The 17,733-nt window shown below is 46.1% G+C and carries 15 protein-coding genes and 1 pseudogene; 11 read left to right on the top strand and 5 right to left on the bottom strand.

All coding sequences use genetic code 11. The features are described 5' to 3' along the window. The 9 genes from B7X71_RS04320 to B7X71_RS04280 all read left to right on the top strand — a co-directional run. The coding region (locus B7X71_RS04320) for a replication-associated recombination protein A (RefSeq protein ID WP_293600247.1) at window positions 1-1,218 on the top strand (1,218 nt) is incomplete at its 5' end. Beyond that, on the top strand, window positions 1,215-1,856 hold the full coding sequence (locus tag B7X71_RS04315) for a DsbA family protein (RefSeq protein WP_293600246.1): 642 nt from the start codon (window positions 1,215-1,217) through the stop codon (window positions 1,854-1,856). The genes B7X71_RS04320 and B7X71_RS04315, both read left to right, overlap by 4 nt. A gap of 55 nt (window positions 1,857-1,911) precedes the next feature. After that, window positions 1,912-2,487 carry a peptidylprolyl isomerase gene (locus tag B7X71_RS04310; protein WP_293598106.1) on the top strand — a complete coding sequence of 192 codons (576 nt, stop codon included), beginning with the start codon at window positions 1,912-1,914 and terminating at the stop codon, window positions 2,485-2,487. 36 nt (window positions 2,488-2,523) lie between these two features. Further along, complete coding sequence (locus B7X71_RS04305; RefSeq protein WP_293600245.1) at window positions 2,524-4,350, top strand: bifunctional chorismate-binding protein/class IV aminotransferase; 1,827 nt, start codon at window positions 2,524-2,526, stop codon at window positions 4,348-4,350. 9 nt (window positions 4,351-4,359) lie between these two features. Beyond that, window positions 4,360-4,920, top strand: coding sequence for an NUDIX hydrolase (locus tag B7X71_RS04300; RefSeq protein ID WP_293596912.1), 561 nt, complete (start codon window positions 4,360-4,362; stop codon window positions 4,918-4,920). Window positions 4,921-4,933: 13 nt separating this feature from the next. Next, entirely contained in the window at window positions 4,934-5,671 is a 738-nt protein-coding gene (gene aat, locus B7X71_RS04295) for a leucyl/phenylalanyl-tRNA--protein transferase (protein WP_293596913.1), read from the top strand. Beyond that, entirely contained in the window at window positions 5,668-6,423 is a 756-nt protein-coding gene (locus tag B7X71_RS04290) for an arginyltransferase (RefSeq protein ID WP_293596914.1), read from the top strand. The genes aat and B7X71_RS04290 overlap by 4 nt, the downstream gene beginning before the upstream one ends. 9 nt (window positions 6,424-6,432) lie before the next feature. Next, window positions 6,433-7,464, top strand: a complete 1,032-nt coding sequence (locus B7X71_RS04285) for a quinone-dependent dihydroorotate dehydrogenase (RefSeq protein WP_293596915.1) — start codon at window positions 6,433-6,435, stop codon at window positions 7,462-7,464. An 84-nt stretch (window positions 7,465-7,548) separates the two neighbouring features. Beyond that, entirely contained in the window at window positions 7,549-8,367 is an 819-nt protein-coding gene (locus B7X71_RS04280; RefSeq protein WP_293596916.1) for an IclR family transcriptional regulator, read from the top strand. A gap of 28 nt (window positions 8,368-8,395) precedes the next feature. Here B7X71_RS04280 and B7X71_RS04275 read toward each other — a convergent pair whose 3' ends face one another. Both B7X71_RS04275 and B7X71_RS04270 read right to left on the bottom strand, forming a co-directional pair. Beyond that, window positions 8,396-9,436, bottom strand: a complete 1,041-nt coding sequence (locus tag B7X71_RS04275; RefSeq protein ID WP_293596917.1) for a serine hydrolase — start codon at window positions 9,434-9,436, stop codon at window positions 8,396-8,398. Window positions 9,437-9,546: 110 nt separating this feature from the next. Then, complete coding sequence (locus tag B7X71_RS04270; protein WP_293596918.1) at window positions 9,547-10,434, bottom strand: DMT family transporter; 888 nt, start codon at window positions 10,432-10,434, stop codon at window positions 9,547-9,549. A gap of 184 nt (window positions 10,435-10,618) precedes the next feature. On the opposite strand from B7X71_RS04270, the gene B7X71_RS04265 reads away from it, so the two are divergent. After that, window positions 10,619-11,200 (top strand): phasin family protein, encoded by a 582-nt coding sequence (locus B7X71_RS04265; protein ID WP_293596919.1) that lies wholly within the window; start codon window positions 10,619-10,621, stop codon window positions 11,198-11,200. Window positions 11,201-11,303: 103 nt separating this feature from the next. On the opposite strand, the gene lpdA is transcribed toward B7X71_RS04265, so the two are convergent. The 3 genes from lpdA to aceE are packed head-to-tail and all read right to left on the bottom strand — an operon-like array spanning window position 11,304 to window position 17,123. Beyond that, a complete protein-coding gene (gene lpdA / locus B7X71_RS04260; protein ID WP_293596920.1) occupies window positions 11,304-13,091 on the bottom strand; it encodes a dihydrolipoyl dehydrogenase in 1,788 nt (595 codons plus the stop codon). 9 nt (window positions 13,092-13,100) lie between these two features. Continuing rightward, window positions 13,101-14,411 carry a dihydrolipoyllysine-residue acetyltransferase gene (aceF, locus tag B7X71_RS04255; RefSeq protein ID WP_293596921.1) on the bottom strand — a complete coding sequence of 437 codons (1,311 nt, stop codon included), beginning with the start codon at window positions 14,409-14,411 and terminating at the stop codon, window positions 13,101-13,103. 15 nt (window positions 14,412-14,426) lie between these two features. After that, entirely contained in the window at window positions 14,427-17,123 is a 2,697-nt protein-coding gene (gene aceE / locus B7X71_RS04250) for a pyruvate dehydrogenase (acetyl-transferring), homodimeric type (RefSeq protein WP_293596922.1), read from the bottom strand. Window positions 17,124-17,325: 202 nt separating this feature from the next. On the opposite strand from aceE, the pseudogene B7X71_RS04245 reads away from it, so the two are divergent. Continuing rightward, window positions 17,326-17,733: pseudogene (locus tag B7X71_RS04245) on the top strand (PAS domain-containing sensor histidine kinase); the annotation flags it as partial.

The following is a 17,733-nucleotide window of genomic DNA, read 5'->3' as shown; positions in this document are numbered from 1 at the left end:
GCTTCAGGCAAACCACTCAATTTCGCCTTTGCTTCTGGCAAGCCGCATTCAATGATTCTTTGGGGGCCGCCAGGTGTTGGTAAAACTACCCTAGCAAGACTTTCAGCAAAAGCCTTTGATCGAGAATTTATAGCTATATCAGCCGTTCTTGCCGGTGTAAAAGAAATTCGCGAGGCTATTGAGCAGGCCCAACAAAGCATGTCGCAATATGGCAGACAAACCATTTTGTTTGTTGATGAAATTCATCGTTTTAATAAAAGCCAACAAGATGCCTTATTACCGCATGTTGAATCTGGATTATTTACCTTCATCGGCGCCACCACTGAAAACCCGTCCTTTGAAGTTAACTCTGCCCTGCTATCACGTGCACAAGTCTATGTACTTAAATCATTAAGCTCTGTAGAGCTCAAGCAATTATTTGATAGAGCGCGTGAATATGCTCTGCCGAGCATTCAATTTGAATCAGCAGCAATCGATAGTCTGATTACCCATGCAGATGGTGACGCTAGGAGATTGCTTAATTTAGTGGAGCAAGTACGTAATGCGGTTACGACACCGAACTCGAATATCCAGAAGGTAGACCAGCAATTCATTGAAAATGCTTTGACCATTCAAGCACGTCGATTTGATAAAGGGGGCGACCACTTTTACGATCAGATTTCCGCTCTACATAAATCAGTGCGCGGCTCTAATCCGGATGCTGCACTGTATTGGTTTTGCCGAATGCTCGATGGCGGAGCAGATCCACGCTATCTTGCAAGAAGAATTATTCGCATGGCATGGGAGGATATCGGTCTTGCCGACCCAAGAGCAATGCAGCTAGCAAATGATGCAGCTCAGACTTTTGAGAGGCTCGGCTCACCCGAGGGAGAGCTAGCGCTTGGGCAAGCAGTGGTTTATTTAGCTGTTGCCGCTAAGAGTAATGCCAGCTATAAAGCTTTCAACGCAGCAAGGGCCTATGTTGCCAATGATCAAAGCAAGCCTGTACCTAACCATTTACGCAATGCCCCAACCAAGCTCATGAAAGAGCTAGGCCATGGTAAGGAATATCGCTATGCACATGATGAGCCACATGCCTATGCTGCAGGAGAGTCCTATCTTCCAGAAGGAATGGCAGAGCCTCATTGGTATGAGCCTGTTGATCGAGGCTTAGAAAGTCAGATTGCCGAAAAGATGGCCTTCTTACGCAAGTTAGACGAGGGATCGAATAAGAAATGAATCAGGACGAGAGTAGCGCCAAAGCGCTTAAAGGGACTTTTTATTACGACATCATTTCTCCGTTTTCATACTTTTACATCAAGCAGCGCCATCGACTTGATCAGCGCGTAGCTATTGAACCAGTTCCTATTTTGCTTGGCGGCCTTTTTCGAGCAACTGATAATCGTGGCCCTGGTGAAGTTGAGGCAAAGCGCCCGCATACCTACCAATATTGTGTGTGGCTTGCTGAAAAGCTGGGTTTGCCATTTTGCTTTCCGGAACACCACCCTTTTCTTACAGTGGCAGCACAGCGTTTACTAGTTCAGGAAAATGCGAATTGGGAAATGGTTGAGCGTGCATTTGAGTATGTTTGGGTTGAAGGCAAAGATCCCAATTTATCTTGGCCAGAATTTTGCCTACACCTTGGTTTATCGGCTGATACGCCTAAGCCAGATTCCCCAGAGATTAAAGCAAAGCTCATCAGCAATACCGAGCGTGCAAAATTGGATGGTGCCTTTGGGGTGCCAACCCTGATCGTAAATGACCATGCTTTTTGGGGTGTAGATACCATTGATTGGGTGCTAGATTATCTTGATAGGCCAAACATGTTTGAAGAGACGGCATATCACTATGCCGCCCAAGTCCCATCTGGACTTTGAGCAATACAATCAGTTATTAGTTATTTTTTTATTCGATTTTTAAGGACCTTCTACTATGCGCAAAATAATTGCTTCTCTATTCATTGTCACCAGCCTGATTGCTAGCGCTGCAAGCTTTGCAGGGCCTAAGGTCGAATTCAAAACCACCATGGGTAACTTTGTTGTTGAGTTGGACTCTGTCAAGGCACCGAAGACCACAACCAATTTTTTAAACTATGTGAATAGCGGTTTTTATAACGGCACCATTTTTCACCGCGTGATTGACGGCTTCATGATTCAAGGTGGCGGCTTTACTCCTGACCTAGTTCAAAAACCAACCAATGCCCCAGTAGTTTCAGAAGCTCAAAATGGCCTTAAGAACCAAACTTATACGATTGCCATGGCGCGCACTTCAGATCCTGATTCTGCTACAGCTCAGTTCTTTATCAACGTTAAAGATAATGAAGGTCTGAATTATCCAAACGCGATGGGCAATGGCTACACAGTATTTGGCAAAGTCATTTCAGGAACTCAAACCATAGATGCCATTCGCAAGATTCCCACCATGCTTGCATCTGCACCGAAAATGGGTCGTATGGCGGATGTACCTAGTAAGACTGTCACGATTGAATCAGCGACTGTATTGAAGTAATTTTCACCTCTTGCTAGAGCCCTGAAGGTCAATAGCATGATATTGCTAGATGACGCTCAAAGTACTCAGACTGAGCTGAGCAGCCGCCTTTATGAACAGGCGCTGCATTGCTGGACTGTCCATCCCCAGCCCAGTCCTTCAGACACAATCACCGCAGTAGATGAATGTCTGCGGAGCATTAATGCAGCATTGACTCGCGGTGAATATGTTGTCGCAGTATTTGCTTATGAATTGGGTCTATATCTTCATAAAATTGAATGGCGCCGAGATGACGTAAAGCGTCAACATCCACTGGTTCAGGCATGGTCATTTAGATCCTATGAGAGCCTAAGCAAGCAGGATGTCGATGCATTCATTAAGGGAAGAGTTGAGATACTTGATTCCGACTCTCAAGTTGCGGGGGTTAGCAATCTTCATGTTTCTATTAATGAAGAGAAGTTCAAGTCTGATATTGAGGCTATTCAAGAATACATTCGTAGTGGTGATACGTATCAAATTAATCACACCTTTCGGATTAGCGGTGAATCCTATGGTGATCCGCTAGCACTGTATGCGCGATTAAGAAGCCGCCAGCCGGGAAGATTTGGTGCATTTATTTCTGAAGACTCCAGCTGCATTCTGTCGCAATCACCCGAGTTATTTATACAGAAGCAAGGCAACACCTTAAAAGCGATGCCGATGAAAGGTACTGCAAGTGCATTAAGTGATTCCGCTGAGCATTTATCAGCAGACGCAAAGAATCAAGCAGAAAATGTGATGATTGTCGATTTGCTACGCAACGATCTAAGTCGCCTGTCTTTACCCGGAACTGTGACCGTGCCACACCTCTTTGAGGTTGCTAGGTACGGCGATGTTCTACAAATGACATCCACAGTTCAGGCTGAGATGAAACCTGGAATTCAATTACAGGATGTACTGAACGCCGTCTTTCCCTGTGGCTCTGTCACTGGCGCGCCCAAGAAGCGAAGCATGGAGATCATCCAAGAATTGGAGCCACAAGATCGCGGCTACTATTGTGGCGCTCTGGGCTGGATTGATCCTAGTGGTGACTTTGCATTTAGCGTTCCCATCCGCACGCTTGAGATTAATCAAGATACAAAGACACATGCATCGCCATTTACTTTGGGTATTGGTGCTGGCATTACGATTGATTCCGAAGCCAATCAAGAATGGGAGGAGTGCCAAATTAAAGCGGCCTTTCTCACTAAGTTACCCAGTGAGTTAGGTTTATTCGAGACCATCTTGGTTCGTCAGGGCAAGGCTCAGCATCTTGAACTTCATTTGTCGCGTTTAATGAATTCAGCTTTGGCTCTTCACATTCCCTGCTCCGTTACAGAGCTCATTCAATCTGTTGAGATTGGCTGCGAAAAATGTACCGGCGACACTGAATATCGACTGCGATTAGATCTAGATCATGCTGGCAAACCAAGCTGTCAAATTGCTGCAATCACCCCTATTCAAAGCTCAGTAAAGATCTTTTGGGCTAGCGACATTCTTCCTGATCCTAAAAAAGGTATCTTGCACTCGGGTAACATTCTGCTGAGACATAAAGTGAACAGCCGCAATCTCTATGACCAAGCGTGGAAATTAGCGGAGGGCTTAGGTGGTTTCGATGCACTTTTCATCAATGAACAAGGTTATGTGACTGAAGGCGGAAGAAGTAGCATTTTTATCAAGTCCGGTGATCGCTGGCTTACTCCACCCATCTCAGCTGGTCTTCTACCGGGAGTTATGAGGTCAATCGTATTAAGCGACCCTCAATGGAATGCCCATGAAGCTAACCTGACTATTGAAGACGTCCGGGGTGCAAAAGAGATTATGCTTAGCAATGCACTACGCGGCCTCATCCCCGCCCATTTTTAGAAAGTCCGCATGAAGTTTTGCTCGCACTGCGCAGCGCCGATTAGCATCAAGATACCTGCAGATGATTCGCGGGAACGTCATGTTTGTGAATCCTGCGGAAGTATTCATTACTTCAATCCACGTAACGTAGTCGGCAGCATCCCAGTCTATCGTGATCAAGTTTTATTGTGTCGTCGTGCCATACAGCCACGTCATGGCTTTTGGACTCTGCCTGCTGGATTTATGGAGCTTGGCGAGAGCACCAGCACCGGGGCAGCGAGAGAAACACAAGAGGAAGCGGGTGCTACAGTAGAAATCGGTCAACTCTACTCACTTCTAAATGTGCCACATGCAGAACAAGTGCATCTCTTTTACCTCGCCTCAATGAGCAGCCCAAGCTTTGAGGCTGGGGAAGAGAGTTTAGAGGTTGTCCTCTTTAATGAGGAAGATATTCCCTGGGGTGAAATTGCTTTTCCAACAGTCAAGCAAACTCTAGAGTGGTTCTTTGCAGATCGCGCTGCAGGAGTCTTTGATTCAGGACTTGAGTTTTGTGTTCGCAGTCGAGATATCTTGCCAACCGAAAAAATCTGAATTTTGTGCACTCATGAGCAATATCAACTGGTTAGGGTCTCAGGATGAATTTCCTAATCCGATGTATTGTCCAGATCCCGATCCTAGCGTTCCCGGCTTAATTGCGGTTAGCGAACGTATATATCCGGGGCAACTAGCTCGCGCATACCAGATGGGAATCTTTCCCTGGTATTCAGAAAACCAGCCGGTTTTATGGTGGTCACCAAACCCTAGAATGGTATTAAAACCTAGCAACTTTAAATGCCATGATTCTCTTAAGAAAACTATTAGGCATTTTTTATCCGATCCACAGAAAAATATCTACGTTGACGAAGACTTTGGAGCAGTTGTTCGCTCTTGCGCAACCACCAGAAGAAATGATCAGGATGGCACGTGGATCACCCATGAAATTATGGATGCCTATACAAATCTCCATGAACAAGGGCACGCCCACAGCATTGCAATCAAACAGAATGGACGACTAATAGGCGGCCTTTATTGCGTAGCGTTTGGTGCGATGGTGTTTGGAGAATCTATGTTTAGCCATCAAACCGACGCATCCAAAATTGCCTTAGCTGCTCTCACTGCCTGGTGCGAACAACATCAAGTTGAAATGATTGACTGCCAGCAGGAGACTGCCCACCTCGATTCCCTAGGTGGCACACCGATATCTCGAGATGAATTTTTAGCTCACCTGCAAACTGCCTTAAAGCAAACTAATATAGAGCTTCCTTGGAAATTTGATAAAGACATTTTGCGTCACTGGCTATGACCCAATTAAAAGAACTCCCCTTAACCGAGCTTCAGTTCTACGCAACAGCGCCCTATCCCTGTAGCTATTTACCGGGAAAAACCGCTCGATCACAGGTAGCTACGCCCTCCCACTTGATCCACGCTGATTTATATGGCGAGCTTGTAAATGCGGGATTTCGTCGTAGCGGTTTATATACCTATCGGCCATATTGCGATGAGTGCAGCGCCTGTACTGCAACCCGTATTCCAGTAAAGCACTTTGCACCAAATCGCAGTCAAAAGCGCTCCTGGAAAAAACACCTTGGGCTAGATATTCGGGTGCTGAACCTAGGTTATCAAGAAGAGCACTTTGAACTCTATCAACGCTATCAAAATGAGCGTCATTCTGGTGGTGATATGGATCAAAGTGGCGAAGATAACCAAGATCAGTACATGCAGTTTTTATTGCAAAGTCGTGTCAATTCCAGAATTGTTGAATTTCGTGATGGCCCACATGACCTTCATCCAGGGCGTCTGCGTATGGTCAGCATGATTGATATCTTGGATCAAGGCATCTCCTCGGTTTACACCTTCTTTGATACCAGCAATACCTCTGCGAGTTATGGAAGTTTTAGCATCTTGTGGCAAATTCAGCAGGCGCTGGAGCTAGATCTCCCCTATCTCTACCTAGGCTACTACATTGAAGATAGTGAAAAAATGTCCTACAAGGCTAAGTTTCAGCCAATTGAAGGATTAGTTGATGATCACTGGCAACCCATCATTGGGCCATAATATCTACCCATGATCGATAGCTATCCTCTATTCCGCCCCTGGCTTTTTTCTTTAGACCCAGAGCAAGCCCATAACCTCACTCTGAGCAATCTAGATCGCGCTCAGCGCTGGGGCCTGCTGCGATACTTGGTTGATCAACCTGCTCCAGATCCCCGCAACTTATGTGGTATTACCTTTCCAAATCCAGTTGGTCTTGCTGCCGGACTAGATAAGGATGGCAAACATATTGATGCACTTGGCGCTTTGGGCTTTGGCTTTTTAGAAATTGGTACTGTGACACCAAAACCTCAGCCGGGCAATCCAAAACCCCGAATGTTTCGCTTGCCACAAGCTCAAGCAATTATTAATCGTATGGGCTTCAATAATGACGGTGTTGATGCCTGCGTAAAGCGCGTCCGCAATTCTCTCTATTGGCAAAACGGTGGCATTGTTGGTTTGAATATCGGCAAGAATGCAAGCACCCCGATTGAGAACGCTGCTAGCGATTACGTCACAGCCATGGAGGCGGTCTATGAAGTCGCCTCATACATCACCGTTAACATCTCATCTCCTAATACCCAGAATTTACGTGCACTTCAGGGTGAAGACATGCTGCGCTCCCTACTTAGCTCTTTGCACTTAGCGCGTGAAGCACTGAGTGATCTACATGGTGTTCGAAAACCACTCTTTTTAAAAATTGCTCCCGATCTTGATCAAAACGATATCAAGCTTATTGCCGACCTATTACTTGAATTTAAGATTGATGCAATCATCGCGACGAATACAACGATTGCCCGTGATGCTGTTCGTGGCCTCGAATTTGGCGAAGAGATCGGCGGCTTATCCGGTGCTCCAGTTAGGACGGCCTCTACCGAAGTTGTGAGGAGTCTAAAACAATACCTAGGTGATGTCATTCCTATTATTGGTGTTGGCGGCATTTTGTCTGGCAAGGATGCTCAAGAAAAAATGACTGCAGGGGCTAGTTTGGTGCAAGTCTATAGTGGCCTCATATACCGCGGTCCAAAACTCATTTCGGAGTGTGCTGCCGCTTTAAAACAGTAGCCTTCCTTATGCTAGAAGGCCATTGAGGGCTGGAATGAAATTTCATATTGTGCAATTTGATTAAAAATCGCTACAATTAACAATATGACAAAGAGTAAACCCGAAAAAATGCCAAAAGTACCTGGTGAGGCTGGCAAAACAGCCATTCAGGTAGTTGAACGCATGATGAACCTGCTTGATGCCTTAGCTACCCACGAAGAGTCGAGTAGCCTTAAAAACCTCGCTGAAGAAACAGATTTACACCCTTCTACAGCTCACCGCATCCTCAATGACTTGGTAGCCTGCCGATTGGTCGAGCGTGGCGATGGCGGCACGTATCGCCTTGGCCTAAAGTTGCTTGAGCTTGGCAACCTCGTTAAAGCCCGGCTATCCGTTCGAGAAGCGGCGCAAGCACCTATGCGAGCCTTACATAAACTTACTGGTGAGACCATTAACCTATCAGTTCGCCAAGGCGATAAGATTGTCTATATCGACCGCGCCTACAGTGAACGTTCTGGGATGCAAGTAGTTCGCGCCATCGGCGGTCATGCACCACTTCACCTGACATCAGTTGGAAAGTTATTTTTAGCAAGTGATGATGCAAGTCAGGTTCGCGCTTATGTCACGCGCACCGGCTTAGCTGGTCACACCAGAAATAGCATCACTGAACCAGGAAAATTAGATTCCGAACTCAATCAAGTTCGTAAATCAGGCCATGCGCGTGATAACGAAGAATTGGAGCTAGGCGTCAGTTGTGTTGCTGCTCAGATTTTTGATGATAGCGGCAAGTTGGTTGCAGGACTCTCATTGAGCTCTCCCACCGACCGCATTCAAGCTGACTGGCTAAAGCTGCTACAAGACACGGCCCTACAAATTTCCAAGGGAATGGGCTACAAACCCAAAATTAGCGACACTAATTCCTAGAATGTCATTTCGCTTAGGAGCACAATTCCTACATTAAGCGACGAATTGCATGGGGCTCACCCGAAGGCATGCGCTCATACCAGTCACGTACCCTCACCGCATCGGCAAAACGTGATTGTGTCCCGACGGAGTCTAAGAAGACCAACAATAATGGAGTGTCATTCACTCGAGCCTGCATCACTAGACATCGACCTGCTGCATTAATGAAGCCCGTTTTTTGCAAGCCAATATTCATATCGCCAGCACGAACTAAGCGGTTTGTATTCAAAAACTTCTGCGGACGTTTGGCAATTACCATTGTCAAATCAGGCCAAGTAGAAAACTCACGAATCATCTTATATTGATAAGCGGCACTCAACAAGCGCGTAAGATCTTCAGCAGAAGCAACGTTTTCGCTCAACAAGCCAGTAGGATCAGCAAAATGAGAATGTGTCATGCCGATTTCTTTTGCCTTGCGATTCATGGCATCAACAAATGCCGTAATACCACCAGGATAATTGCGGCCAAGGGTATAGGCTGCACGATTCTCAGAAGACATCAAGGCTAATAACAGGGCCTCTTCTCGCGTTAAGACCGTTCCACCCGCAAGGCGCGAAGTCCGATAAATATGAACATCATCAGCATTAATAACAATGGTTTCATCAAGAGGTAATTTAGAGTCAAGCACGACCATCGCAGTCATTAACTTCGTGATGGAAGCGATCGGCAAACTGACCGAAGAATTCTTTTCAAAATAGACTTCTTTGGTATCTTGATTAACAACCATCGCTACACTCGATTTCAAACTCAAATCATCGTGCTGACCACGCAAACCCAATGCTGTTGCAAATGAGTGTCTTGCTGCTACAACGGGTGCGCTGGAACGAGTCACGGTGGTGCGAACAGTTTTTGGCTTCTTAGAACTTTTGGCAGCTTTCTTAGATTCTGATTTAGCAGGGGTCTTTGCTGACCCTTTGCTTGACTTGGAAGTTTGGGAGTCTTTATTGGCCGCACCAACCTGAAAAGAAGTGGCTACGCCAAATGACATGAGGCCGACTAGGGCGATGAGCCAAAAACGATTCAAATACATCCCAAAATGCCTTCCAAAACTTTTAACATACAGAATGATAAATAACTTTTGCTTCTATGCCGCGCTTATTGCATGCGTGATTGAAAAAAATGCTTCTATTTAGTGCGACTCTATTCAGCAATGGTTGCAACAGTACTGGTTTGTCCACGATTCACCAACACAACCCCGGTCATAGTGAGTAACAGGCCCGCCGCCATCATTAGCGTAAAGTGCTCGTCAAATAAGAACCACGCCATCACCGCAGTAGTGGGTGGCGTCAAGTATAAGAGGCTCGTTACTTTGGTGGCCGCCCCTTTTCGAATCATCATAAAAAGTAAGCTAATTGATCCGATGGATAGCGGAAAGATGGCCCAGAATAATGCCCCAACGACGGAGGCATTCCAAACCATGACTCCAGATTCGAAGTAATGCATACAGATAAAGCACAGTAAGGCTGATACTCCAAACTGAATTGATGAGCCTGCGCGAAGGTCAAATACTGGACAGAACTTCTTTTGGTAAAGCGTGCCAAAAGTGATGGATAGCAAGGCAGCAAATGCAAGGACGTAGCTAAACACGGGAATATGGGCAAAACCAATTTTTTCCGCAACTACCAGAGCAACACCAGCAAATCCAAAAGCCAAACCTATCCATTGACGTCCAGTCACTTTTTCGGATACCCAAGCGGCAAACCAAGCAGTCAAGATCGGCTGTAAACCGACAATAATAGCTACTAAGCCAGCAGTCATACCCAGTCGAACTGCAAACCAAACGCCAAGCAGGTAACCAAACTGGAGCAATACCCCCGCTACTGCGATATGCTTCATTTGTGACCAGCTTGGCCAACTTATTTTCCAAACCAAGCTCAGGCATGCCATAGCTATCAAAACACCTACAAATCGCCAAAACAAAAAGCCTGCTGGCTCCACGTAAGGCATCGCTAATCGCGCAATAACAAAGCCGGTACTCCAAATCAATACAAATAATGGGGCAATTAGGCTGTCAAGCTTCAATCTCATGGGTAACTTGTTGAAAATGTGGAGTTTTTTGTTAATCCCTGATTTTAGGCTTTTTTTATACCCACCCTCCATTTCAAAGCATTATCTAATTTATATTGCAGTGCATCATAAATGCTATAAAATGGTGCGTAAATAAATTGACAAGATCCAGATAAAGCTCATAGTTAGAAAAGATTGAGTTGACATGAAAAGGATTGATATGAACTTAACGCCTGAACAAATCGCAGCAGCGCAAAAAGCTAATTTAGAGACTTTGAGCGGACTCACCAATCAAGCGCTCAAGAGTATTGAGAAATTAATTGAACTCAATATGCACATAGCCAAGCAAAGCTTAGGTGAAAGCATGAGTAGCGCTAAGAAAGCATTGGAAGTGAAAGATATTCAACAGCTTCTCGCCCATCAAGCGGAGGCAGTTCAGCCAATGGCTGAAAAAATTATGGCTTACAGCCGTCATCTTTATGAATTAGCTCATGAGACCCAGGCTAGCTTCACTAAATCTGCTGAACAAGAGTTACAGGCGGGCCAGAAAAAAATTAATGCCTTGGTAGAAGACTGGACAAAAAATGCTCCTGCGGGATCCGATGCTGCAGTCAATGCCATGAAACAAGCAATCGCGTCTGCGACCAACGTATTTGAAACAAGTCAAAAAGCGGTAAAGCATGCTGTAGAGCTTGCCCAAACTAACTTGAACAATGCCACCAGCTCAGTTGAAAAGACCATGAATACAACTAGCAAGCCTGCAAATAAAACTGCTAAGAAAAAGTAAGCCTTTATAGTTGCTGCATTGCTGGTGTTACGACAGCTATAGTAGAAAAGCCTCGATCTCTCGAGGCTTTTTCTTATCCAGCAAATGGGCGATGCTAGTTTATTTAGTGCGCTTTCTTTTTTACTGGCGGCAGATCAGTGCAGTGGCCATGAGCAGCCTCCGCAGCCAAACCAACAGATTCACCCAGTGTTGGATGCGGATGAATGGTTTTACCGATATCTACTGCATCAGCACCCATCTCAATAGCAAGACACACTTCGCCAATTAAATCACCGGCGTGAGTACCAACAATACCGCCACCAATGATGCGTTTGCTTGTAGCGTCAAAAATGAGTTTGGTAAAGCCTTCGTCACGGCCATTGGCAATCGCCCTACCGCTGGCAGCCCAAGGGAATAAACCTTTTTCGTAAGCGATGCCTTGAGCTTTGCACTGCTCTTCTGTCAAGCCAGCCCAAGCCACCTCTGGATCAGTATATGCAACCGATGGAATTTGCTTAGCGTCAAAGTAAGATTTTTCACCTGCAGCCACTTCAGCTGCAACGTGACCCTCATGCACCGCTTTGTGAGCAAGCATGGGTTGGCCAACGATATCGCCAATGGCAAAGATGTTATTCACATTCGTACGCATTTGATTGTCGACTGGAATAAAGCCACGCTCATCTACAATGACTCCTGCAGCAGAAGCATCAATCTTCTTACCGTTAGGTGTGCGACCTACTGCAACTAATACCAAATCGTAAGTCTGCGGTTCTGTAGGGGCGCTCTCACCTTCAAAGCTAACCTGAATACCATCCGCTTTCACTTCGGCTTTTGAGGCACGAGTCTTGAGCATGATCTTTTCAAAACGGCCGGCATTAAATTTCTCCCAAACCTTTTCCAAGTCACGATCGGCACCTGCCATCAGACCATCCATCATCTCAGCAATATCAATCCGTGAGCCTAAGGAGCTGTAGACTGTCGCCATCTCTAAACCAATAATGCCGCCACCAATGACTAACATGCGTTTTGGAATGCTATTTAGTAATAAAGCACCAGTGCTATCGACAATGCGCGGGTCTTCCGGCAGGAAAGGCAGTTTGACTGGCTGACTTCCGGCTGCAATGATGGCCTTCTGGAAACGAACCACTTCCTTTTGACCGGCTAAGTCCTGACCATCACCTTTGGTTAACTCAACTTCAACGTGATTGGCATCCAAAAAACGACCCAATCCACGCACCACAGTGACTTTACGCGCTTTAGCCATACCGGCTAATCCACCAGTTAACTTGGCAATGACTGAATCTTTATAGCCGCGCAATTGATCGATTTCAATTTTTGGAGCGCCATAGCTAATGCCATGCTTAGACATGGTCTTGACTTCATCCATCACTGCAGTTGTATGAAGCAAAGCTTTTGATGGAATACAGCCGACATTCAAGCAAACACCACCCAAAGTTGCATAACGTTCTATCAAGATAGTGCTCATACCTAAATCTGCGCTTCGGAATGCAGCGCTGTAACCACCAGGGCCAGCACCCAATACGAGCACTTCGCACTCATGATCCACTTTGCCGCTGTACTGCCCGGCGATTGGAGCGCTGATCACAGGTGCTGCTATGGGAGCGGGGGTTGAAGCTGAAGCTGCTGCTGTTGAGGCTTGGGGTACAGCTGCTGCCCCCGCTTCAATTTCAGCAACAACACTTCCCTTGCTTACTTTATCGCCAGCTTTTACAGAGACACTCAAAATAGTTCCAGCAGCATCAGCCGGCACTTCCATGGTTGCTTTGTCAGATTCCAGAACAAGTAAAGGCTGTTCTTTTTCAATGACATCGCCAACTTTAATGAGCACCTCGATGACTGGAACATCTGAATAGTCCCCAATATCTGGAACAAGAATAATTTGCTTAGCCATATCTTCTCCTTATAGCGCTGCGCGACGGAAGTCGGACATCAGTTGAGCGATATAGACATTAAAACGCGTTGCCAAAGCACCATCAATCACACGATGGTCGGCACTGAGTGATAACGGGCAAATTAAGCGCGGTACAAATTGCTTGCCATCCCAAACAGGTTTCATGGCAGCTTTGCTTACACCTAAGATAGCCACTTCTGGCGCATTCACGATGGGTGAGAAATACGTACCACCAATACCACCCAAGGAAGAAATGGTGAAGCTTGCGCCTTGCATCTGCTCTGGCTTCAACTTGCCATCACGCGCAAGCGCAGCCAATTCGGAGGTTTCACGAGCAAGCTCAAAGATGCCTTTTTTATCGGCATCACGAATCACCGGAACTACCAAACCATTTGGCGTATCTGCGGCGAAAGCAATATTGAAATACTTCTTCAATACCAAGTCATCGCCATCAATGGAGCTATTGAACTCAGGGAACTTCTTGAGTGCAGCGACAGCGGCTTTCATCAAGAAAGCTAACATCGTGATTTTGAGCCCCTGCTTTTCATTCTCTTTATTGGTAAGGACTCTAAATGCTTCAAGGTCAGTAATATCTGCATCTTCGTGATAAGTCACTGCAGGAATCATTACCCAGTTGCGACCCAAGTTCGCAGCAGTTAACTTCTTAATGCGATTTAGTGGTTGACGCTCTGTCTCGCCGAATTTAGAGAAATCAACTTTAGGCCAAGGAATTAAATTCAGACCGCCCAAGCTTCCGCCAGATGCATTTGATGCGCTTCCAGCTCCGCCACTCATTGCAGCTTTTACAAAGGCTTGCACGTCTTCCTGAGTAATTCTACCTTTAGGCCCCGATCCTTTAACTTGATGAACGGTAACGCCGAGTTCACGCGCAAACTTCCGCACTGAAGGACTTGCATGGCTGGCTGTTGGGTCTACTTCAACTGGGGTATTGCTAATAGGCGGGGGGGCTGGTGCACGTACTATCGGTGGCTCTACTTTTGGAGCTGGCGCTGCAACAGGTTCCGCCTTTGCTGCCACTGGAGCAGCAGAAGTTTGCGTAGCCGCTGGAGCCGCAACACCACTTTCTTCGAGCACCAAAACAATGGCGCCCTCCGAAATCGAGTCGCCGACTTTAACCTTAACCTCTTTCACCACACCGGAATGCGATGAGGGAACATCCATGGTTGCTTTGTCTGATTCAAGAACAACAATTGACTGCTCTTTCTCAACACGATCACCGGCTTTTACCAATACCTCGATGACAGGCACATCTTTGTAATCCCCAATGTCTGGGACTTTAATATCAATTAGTTGGCTCATAGTCTCTGTCTCTTATCAAACCGTCATTGGGTTTGGTTTAGTGATATCGATTTCATATTTCTTAATCGCTTCTGCTAGTTTTTGACGATCAAGCTGACCAGCATCCACCAAAGAACGTAAGGCAGTTAGGACAACCCAGTGACGATCGACCTCAAAGAAATCACGTAATTTTTCACGAGTATCTGAACGACCAAATCCATCAGTACCTAGAACTTCAAAACGACGACCCATATGCTGAATTGCAGGACGAATTTGCTCTGCAAATAGACGTACATAGTCAGTAGCAGCAACAATTGGACCCGCAGTATCTTTAAGGCACTTCTCTACATGCGAAAAAGCAGGTCCAGTTGCTGGATTGAGAAGATTATTTCGGTGAACCGCATTCCAATCACGACCTAACTCAGTAAAGCTTGGGCAACCCCAAAGATCAGAGGCAACACCCCAATCTTGATGCAGGATTTCAGCGGCTTCAATGACTTCACGGAAAATCGTGCCTGAACCTAAGAGCTGTACACGCAATTTAGCATTGACATCACCAACCGACTTCAATTTGTACATTCCCTTAATGATGTCTTGTTCCGCACCCTTTGGCATTGCTGGATGAGCGTAGTTCTCATTCATCAAAGTGATGTAGTAATAGACATCTTCCTGTTCAGCCAACATGCGGCGCATACCGTCCTGAATCACCACGGCCACTTCAAATGAGAATGAAGGATCGTAGCTTATGCAGTTCGGGATAGCGGCACTCCATACTTGGCTGTGGCCATCTTCGTGCTGAAGACCTTCGCCGTTCAGAGTTGTTCTACCGGCAGTACCGCCCAATAAGAATCCACGGCTACGCATATCGCCAGCAGCCCAGCAGAGGTCGCCAATACGCTGGAAACCAAACATGGAGTAGAAGATGTAGAAGGGCAACATCGGTACGCCATGAGTTGAGTATGAAGTTGCAGCAGCGATCCAGTCGCACATACCACCCGCTTCATTAATACCCTCTTGCAAAATCTGGCCCGTCTTATCCTCTTTATAGAACATCAATTGATCATGATCTTCTGGGGTGTAAAGCTGACCAAGTTGATTCCAAATCCCTAGCTGGCGGAACATACCTTCCATACCAAAGGTTCGAGACTCATCTGGAACAATCGGAACTACACGCTTACCCAAAACCTTGTCGCGCACAATCGTATTAAGGATGCGAACAAAGGCCATCGTTGTGGAGATCTCACGGCCATCGGTGGTTGCCTCTAATAATGGTGCGAATACATCTAGCGCAGGCACTGGTAGGCTCTCGGCCTTCATTCGACGCTGTGGAAGGTAGCCACCTAATTCCTGGCGGCGGGCCTTCATGTAATCAAGCTCGGGACTACCTTCAGCAAATTTCACCAAAGGCATGTCATCTAATTGCTCATCCTTTACTGGAATCTCGAAGCGATCACGGAAACGACGTACATCATCCGCATTCATCTTCTTAGCTTGGTGGGCAATATTCATCGCCTCACCAGATCCACCCATACCGTAACCTTTAATAGTGTGGGCCAAAATAACTGTTGGTTGATTCTTATGATTTACGGCTGAATGAAAGGCGGCAAATACCTTGTGTGGATCATGACCGCCGCGATTGAGATTCCAAATCTCATCATCACTCCAGTCACTCACTAGCGACTTTAATTCGGGGGTATTGAATACGATCTCGCGAACATAAGCACCATTCTTGGCCTTCATGGTTTGGTACTCGCCATCCACGATATCGCCAAGACGTTGCATCAAGATGCCTTTTTTATCGCGTGCGAATAAAGCATCCCAATGGCCACCCCAAACTACCTTAATTACATTCCAACCAGAGCCGCGGAACTCACCCTCGAGCTCTTGAATAATCTTGCCGTTACCACGCACAGGACCATCAAGACGCTGCAAGTTACAGTTCACGACAAAAATCAGGTTATCTAATTTTTCACGGCCAGCCATACCAATAGCGCCGAGGGATTCTGGCTCATCAGTTTCACCATCCCCGAGGAAGGCCCAGACTTTGCGCCCTTCCGCCTTAATAAATCCGCGATCCTGCATGTAGCGCATAAAGCGCGCTTGATAAATAGCCATGATGGGTCCAAGACCCATAGACACTGTAGGGAACTGCCAGAAATCTGGCATTAGCCAAGGATGTGGATAACTAGAGATACCCTTGCCGCCAACCTCTTGACGGAAGTTATTCAACTGCTCGTCTGACAGGCGGCCGAGCATATAGGCGCGAGCATAAACACCTGGGGCTGAATGCCCTTGAACAAAAATCAGGTCGCCACCGTGCTCTGGTGATGGCGCATGCCAAAAATGATTAAAGCCGACGTCATATAAAGTAGCGGCCGACTGGAAGGATGAAATATGTCCACCAACGTTCGTGTCTTTGTTAGCACGCAGAACCATTGCCATTGCGTTCCAACGCGTGTAGGAGCGGATGCGATGCTCAACATTCTGATCCCCTGGTAGACGTGCTTGCTGCTCTACCGGAATCGTGTTGATGTAAGGAGTATCTGCATGGAATGATTGATTGACCCCATTGACGCGAGCATGAGAAATTTGCTGATCAATCAGATAAGCCGCGCGCTCTGGGCCTTCATTACGAATTACGCCATCAAGCGCCTGCAACCATTCTTGGGTTTCACCTGGATCCGCATCTTGCTTACCTGCGCTACCTAAAATTTGATCTGGAACTGCTGCCATATACTGCCTCCATTAGTCACATCGGTCTTATTCATTCACTTTATAGGCAATATTCTAGGAAGGTCTATGGGTGTAAACAAGCAATTTTCCACATAATGATAGTATTTCTCACTATGTGGTATTTTATTGCAGCGCACTCAAGCAGCTTAAAGCGCTAAATAGGCAAAGAAGACCTATCAATAGGGCAAAATAAGTAAATTACATGAAAAAAATCGCATTTTCAATCTGGCAGCTAAAGCCTGTGAAATGGCTACGTCGTATACGGGGATTTAAGCTTGTCTACACGCCATTAATAGCCATTGTGCTCTTTACTGTTGTGATGGGGGTCATTATGGGCACCCTACAACTGCATGAAATGAGTCAGCAAGAAGCCGCACTATTTAGAGAACTCTCTTTTGCAAAGCAACGCATTCAATTGCGTTTTGCAAACAATACTGATGTATTGCAATCCATTGGGCGTGATTATGTCAGTGCCGGAGATTCAACAAAGTTGAAAGAAAACGTGATTATTCAGGCAGAAAATCTACTGCAAAGCAATCATGAAATAGCGCAAATTGTTTGGATTAATGAATCAGATCAACGTCTTTGGAAAATTCCACCGGATAACTTA

This window comes from Polynucleobacter sp. 39-46-10 (genome assembly GCF_002282275.1).
Note: the sequence above shows the minus strand (reverse complement) of the source record. Positions and strands in the feature narration are given on the sequence as shown.

What these genes read in the sequence shown, in the direction of transcription:
- B7X71_RS04315 (WP_293600246.1), top strand. Translation starts at nt 1,215, where the DNA reads ATGAATCAGGACGAGAGTAGCGCCAAAGCGCTTAAAGGGACTTTTTAT.
- B7X71_RS04310 (WP_293598106.1), top strand. Translation starts at nt 1,912, where the DNA reads ATGCGCAAAATAATTGCTTCTCTATTCATTGTCACCAGCCTGATTGCT.
- B7X71_RS04305 (WP_293600245.1), top strand. Translation starts at nt 2,524, where the DNA reads ATGATATTGCTAGATGACGCTCAAAGTACTCAGACTGAGCTGAGCAGC.
- B7X71_RS04300 (WP_293596912.1), top strand. Translation starts at nt 4,360, where the DNA reads ATGAAGTTTTGCTCGCACTGCGCAGCGCCGATTAGCATCAAGATACCT.
- aat (WP_293596913.1), top strand. Translation starts at nt 4,934, where the DNA reads ATGAGCAATATCAACTGGTTAGGGTCTCAGGATGAATTTCCTAATCCG.
- B7X71_RS04290 (WP_293596914.1), top strand. Translation starts at nt 5,668, where the DNA reads ATGACCCAATTAAAAGAACTCCCCTTAACCGAGCTTCAGTTCTACGCA.
- B7X71_RS04285 (WP_293596915.1), top strand. Translation starts at nt 6,433, where the DNA reads ATGATCGATAGCTATCCTCTATTCCGCCCCTGGCTTTTTTCTTTAGAC.
- B7X71_RS04280 (WP_293596916.1), top strand. Translation starts at nt 7,549, where the DNA reads ATGACAAAGAGTAAACCCGAAAAAATGCCAAAAGTACCTGGTGAGGCT.
- B7X71_RS04275 (WP_293596917.1), bottom strand. Translation starts at nt 9,436, where the DNA reads ATGTATTTGAATCGTTTTTGGCTCATCGCCCTAGTCGGCCTCATGTCA.
- B7X71_RS04270 (WP_293596918.1), bottom strand. Translation starts at nt 10,434, where the DNA reads ATGAGATTGAAGCTTGACAGCCTAATTGCCCCATTATTTGTATTGATT.
- B7X71_RS04265 (WP_293596919.1), top strand. Translation starts at nt 10,619, where the DNA reads ATGAAAAGGATTGATATGAACTTAACGCCTGAACAAATCGCAGCAGCG.
- lpdA (WP_293596920.1), bottom strand. Translation starts at nt 13,091, where the DNA reads ATGGCTAAGCAAATTATTCTTGTTCCAGATATTGGGGACTATTCAGAT.
- aceF (WP_293596921.1), bottom strand. Translation starts at nt 14,411, where the DNA reads ATGAGCCAACTAATTGATATTAAAGTCCCAGACATTGGGGATTACAAA.
- aceE (WP_293596922.1), bottom strand. Translation starts at nt 17,123, where the DNA reads ATGGCAGCAGTTCCAGATCAAATTTTAGGTAGCGCAGGTAAGCAAGAT.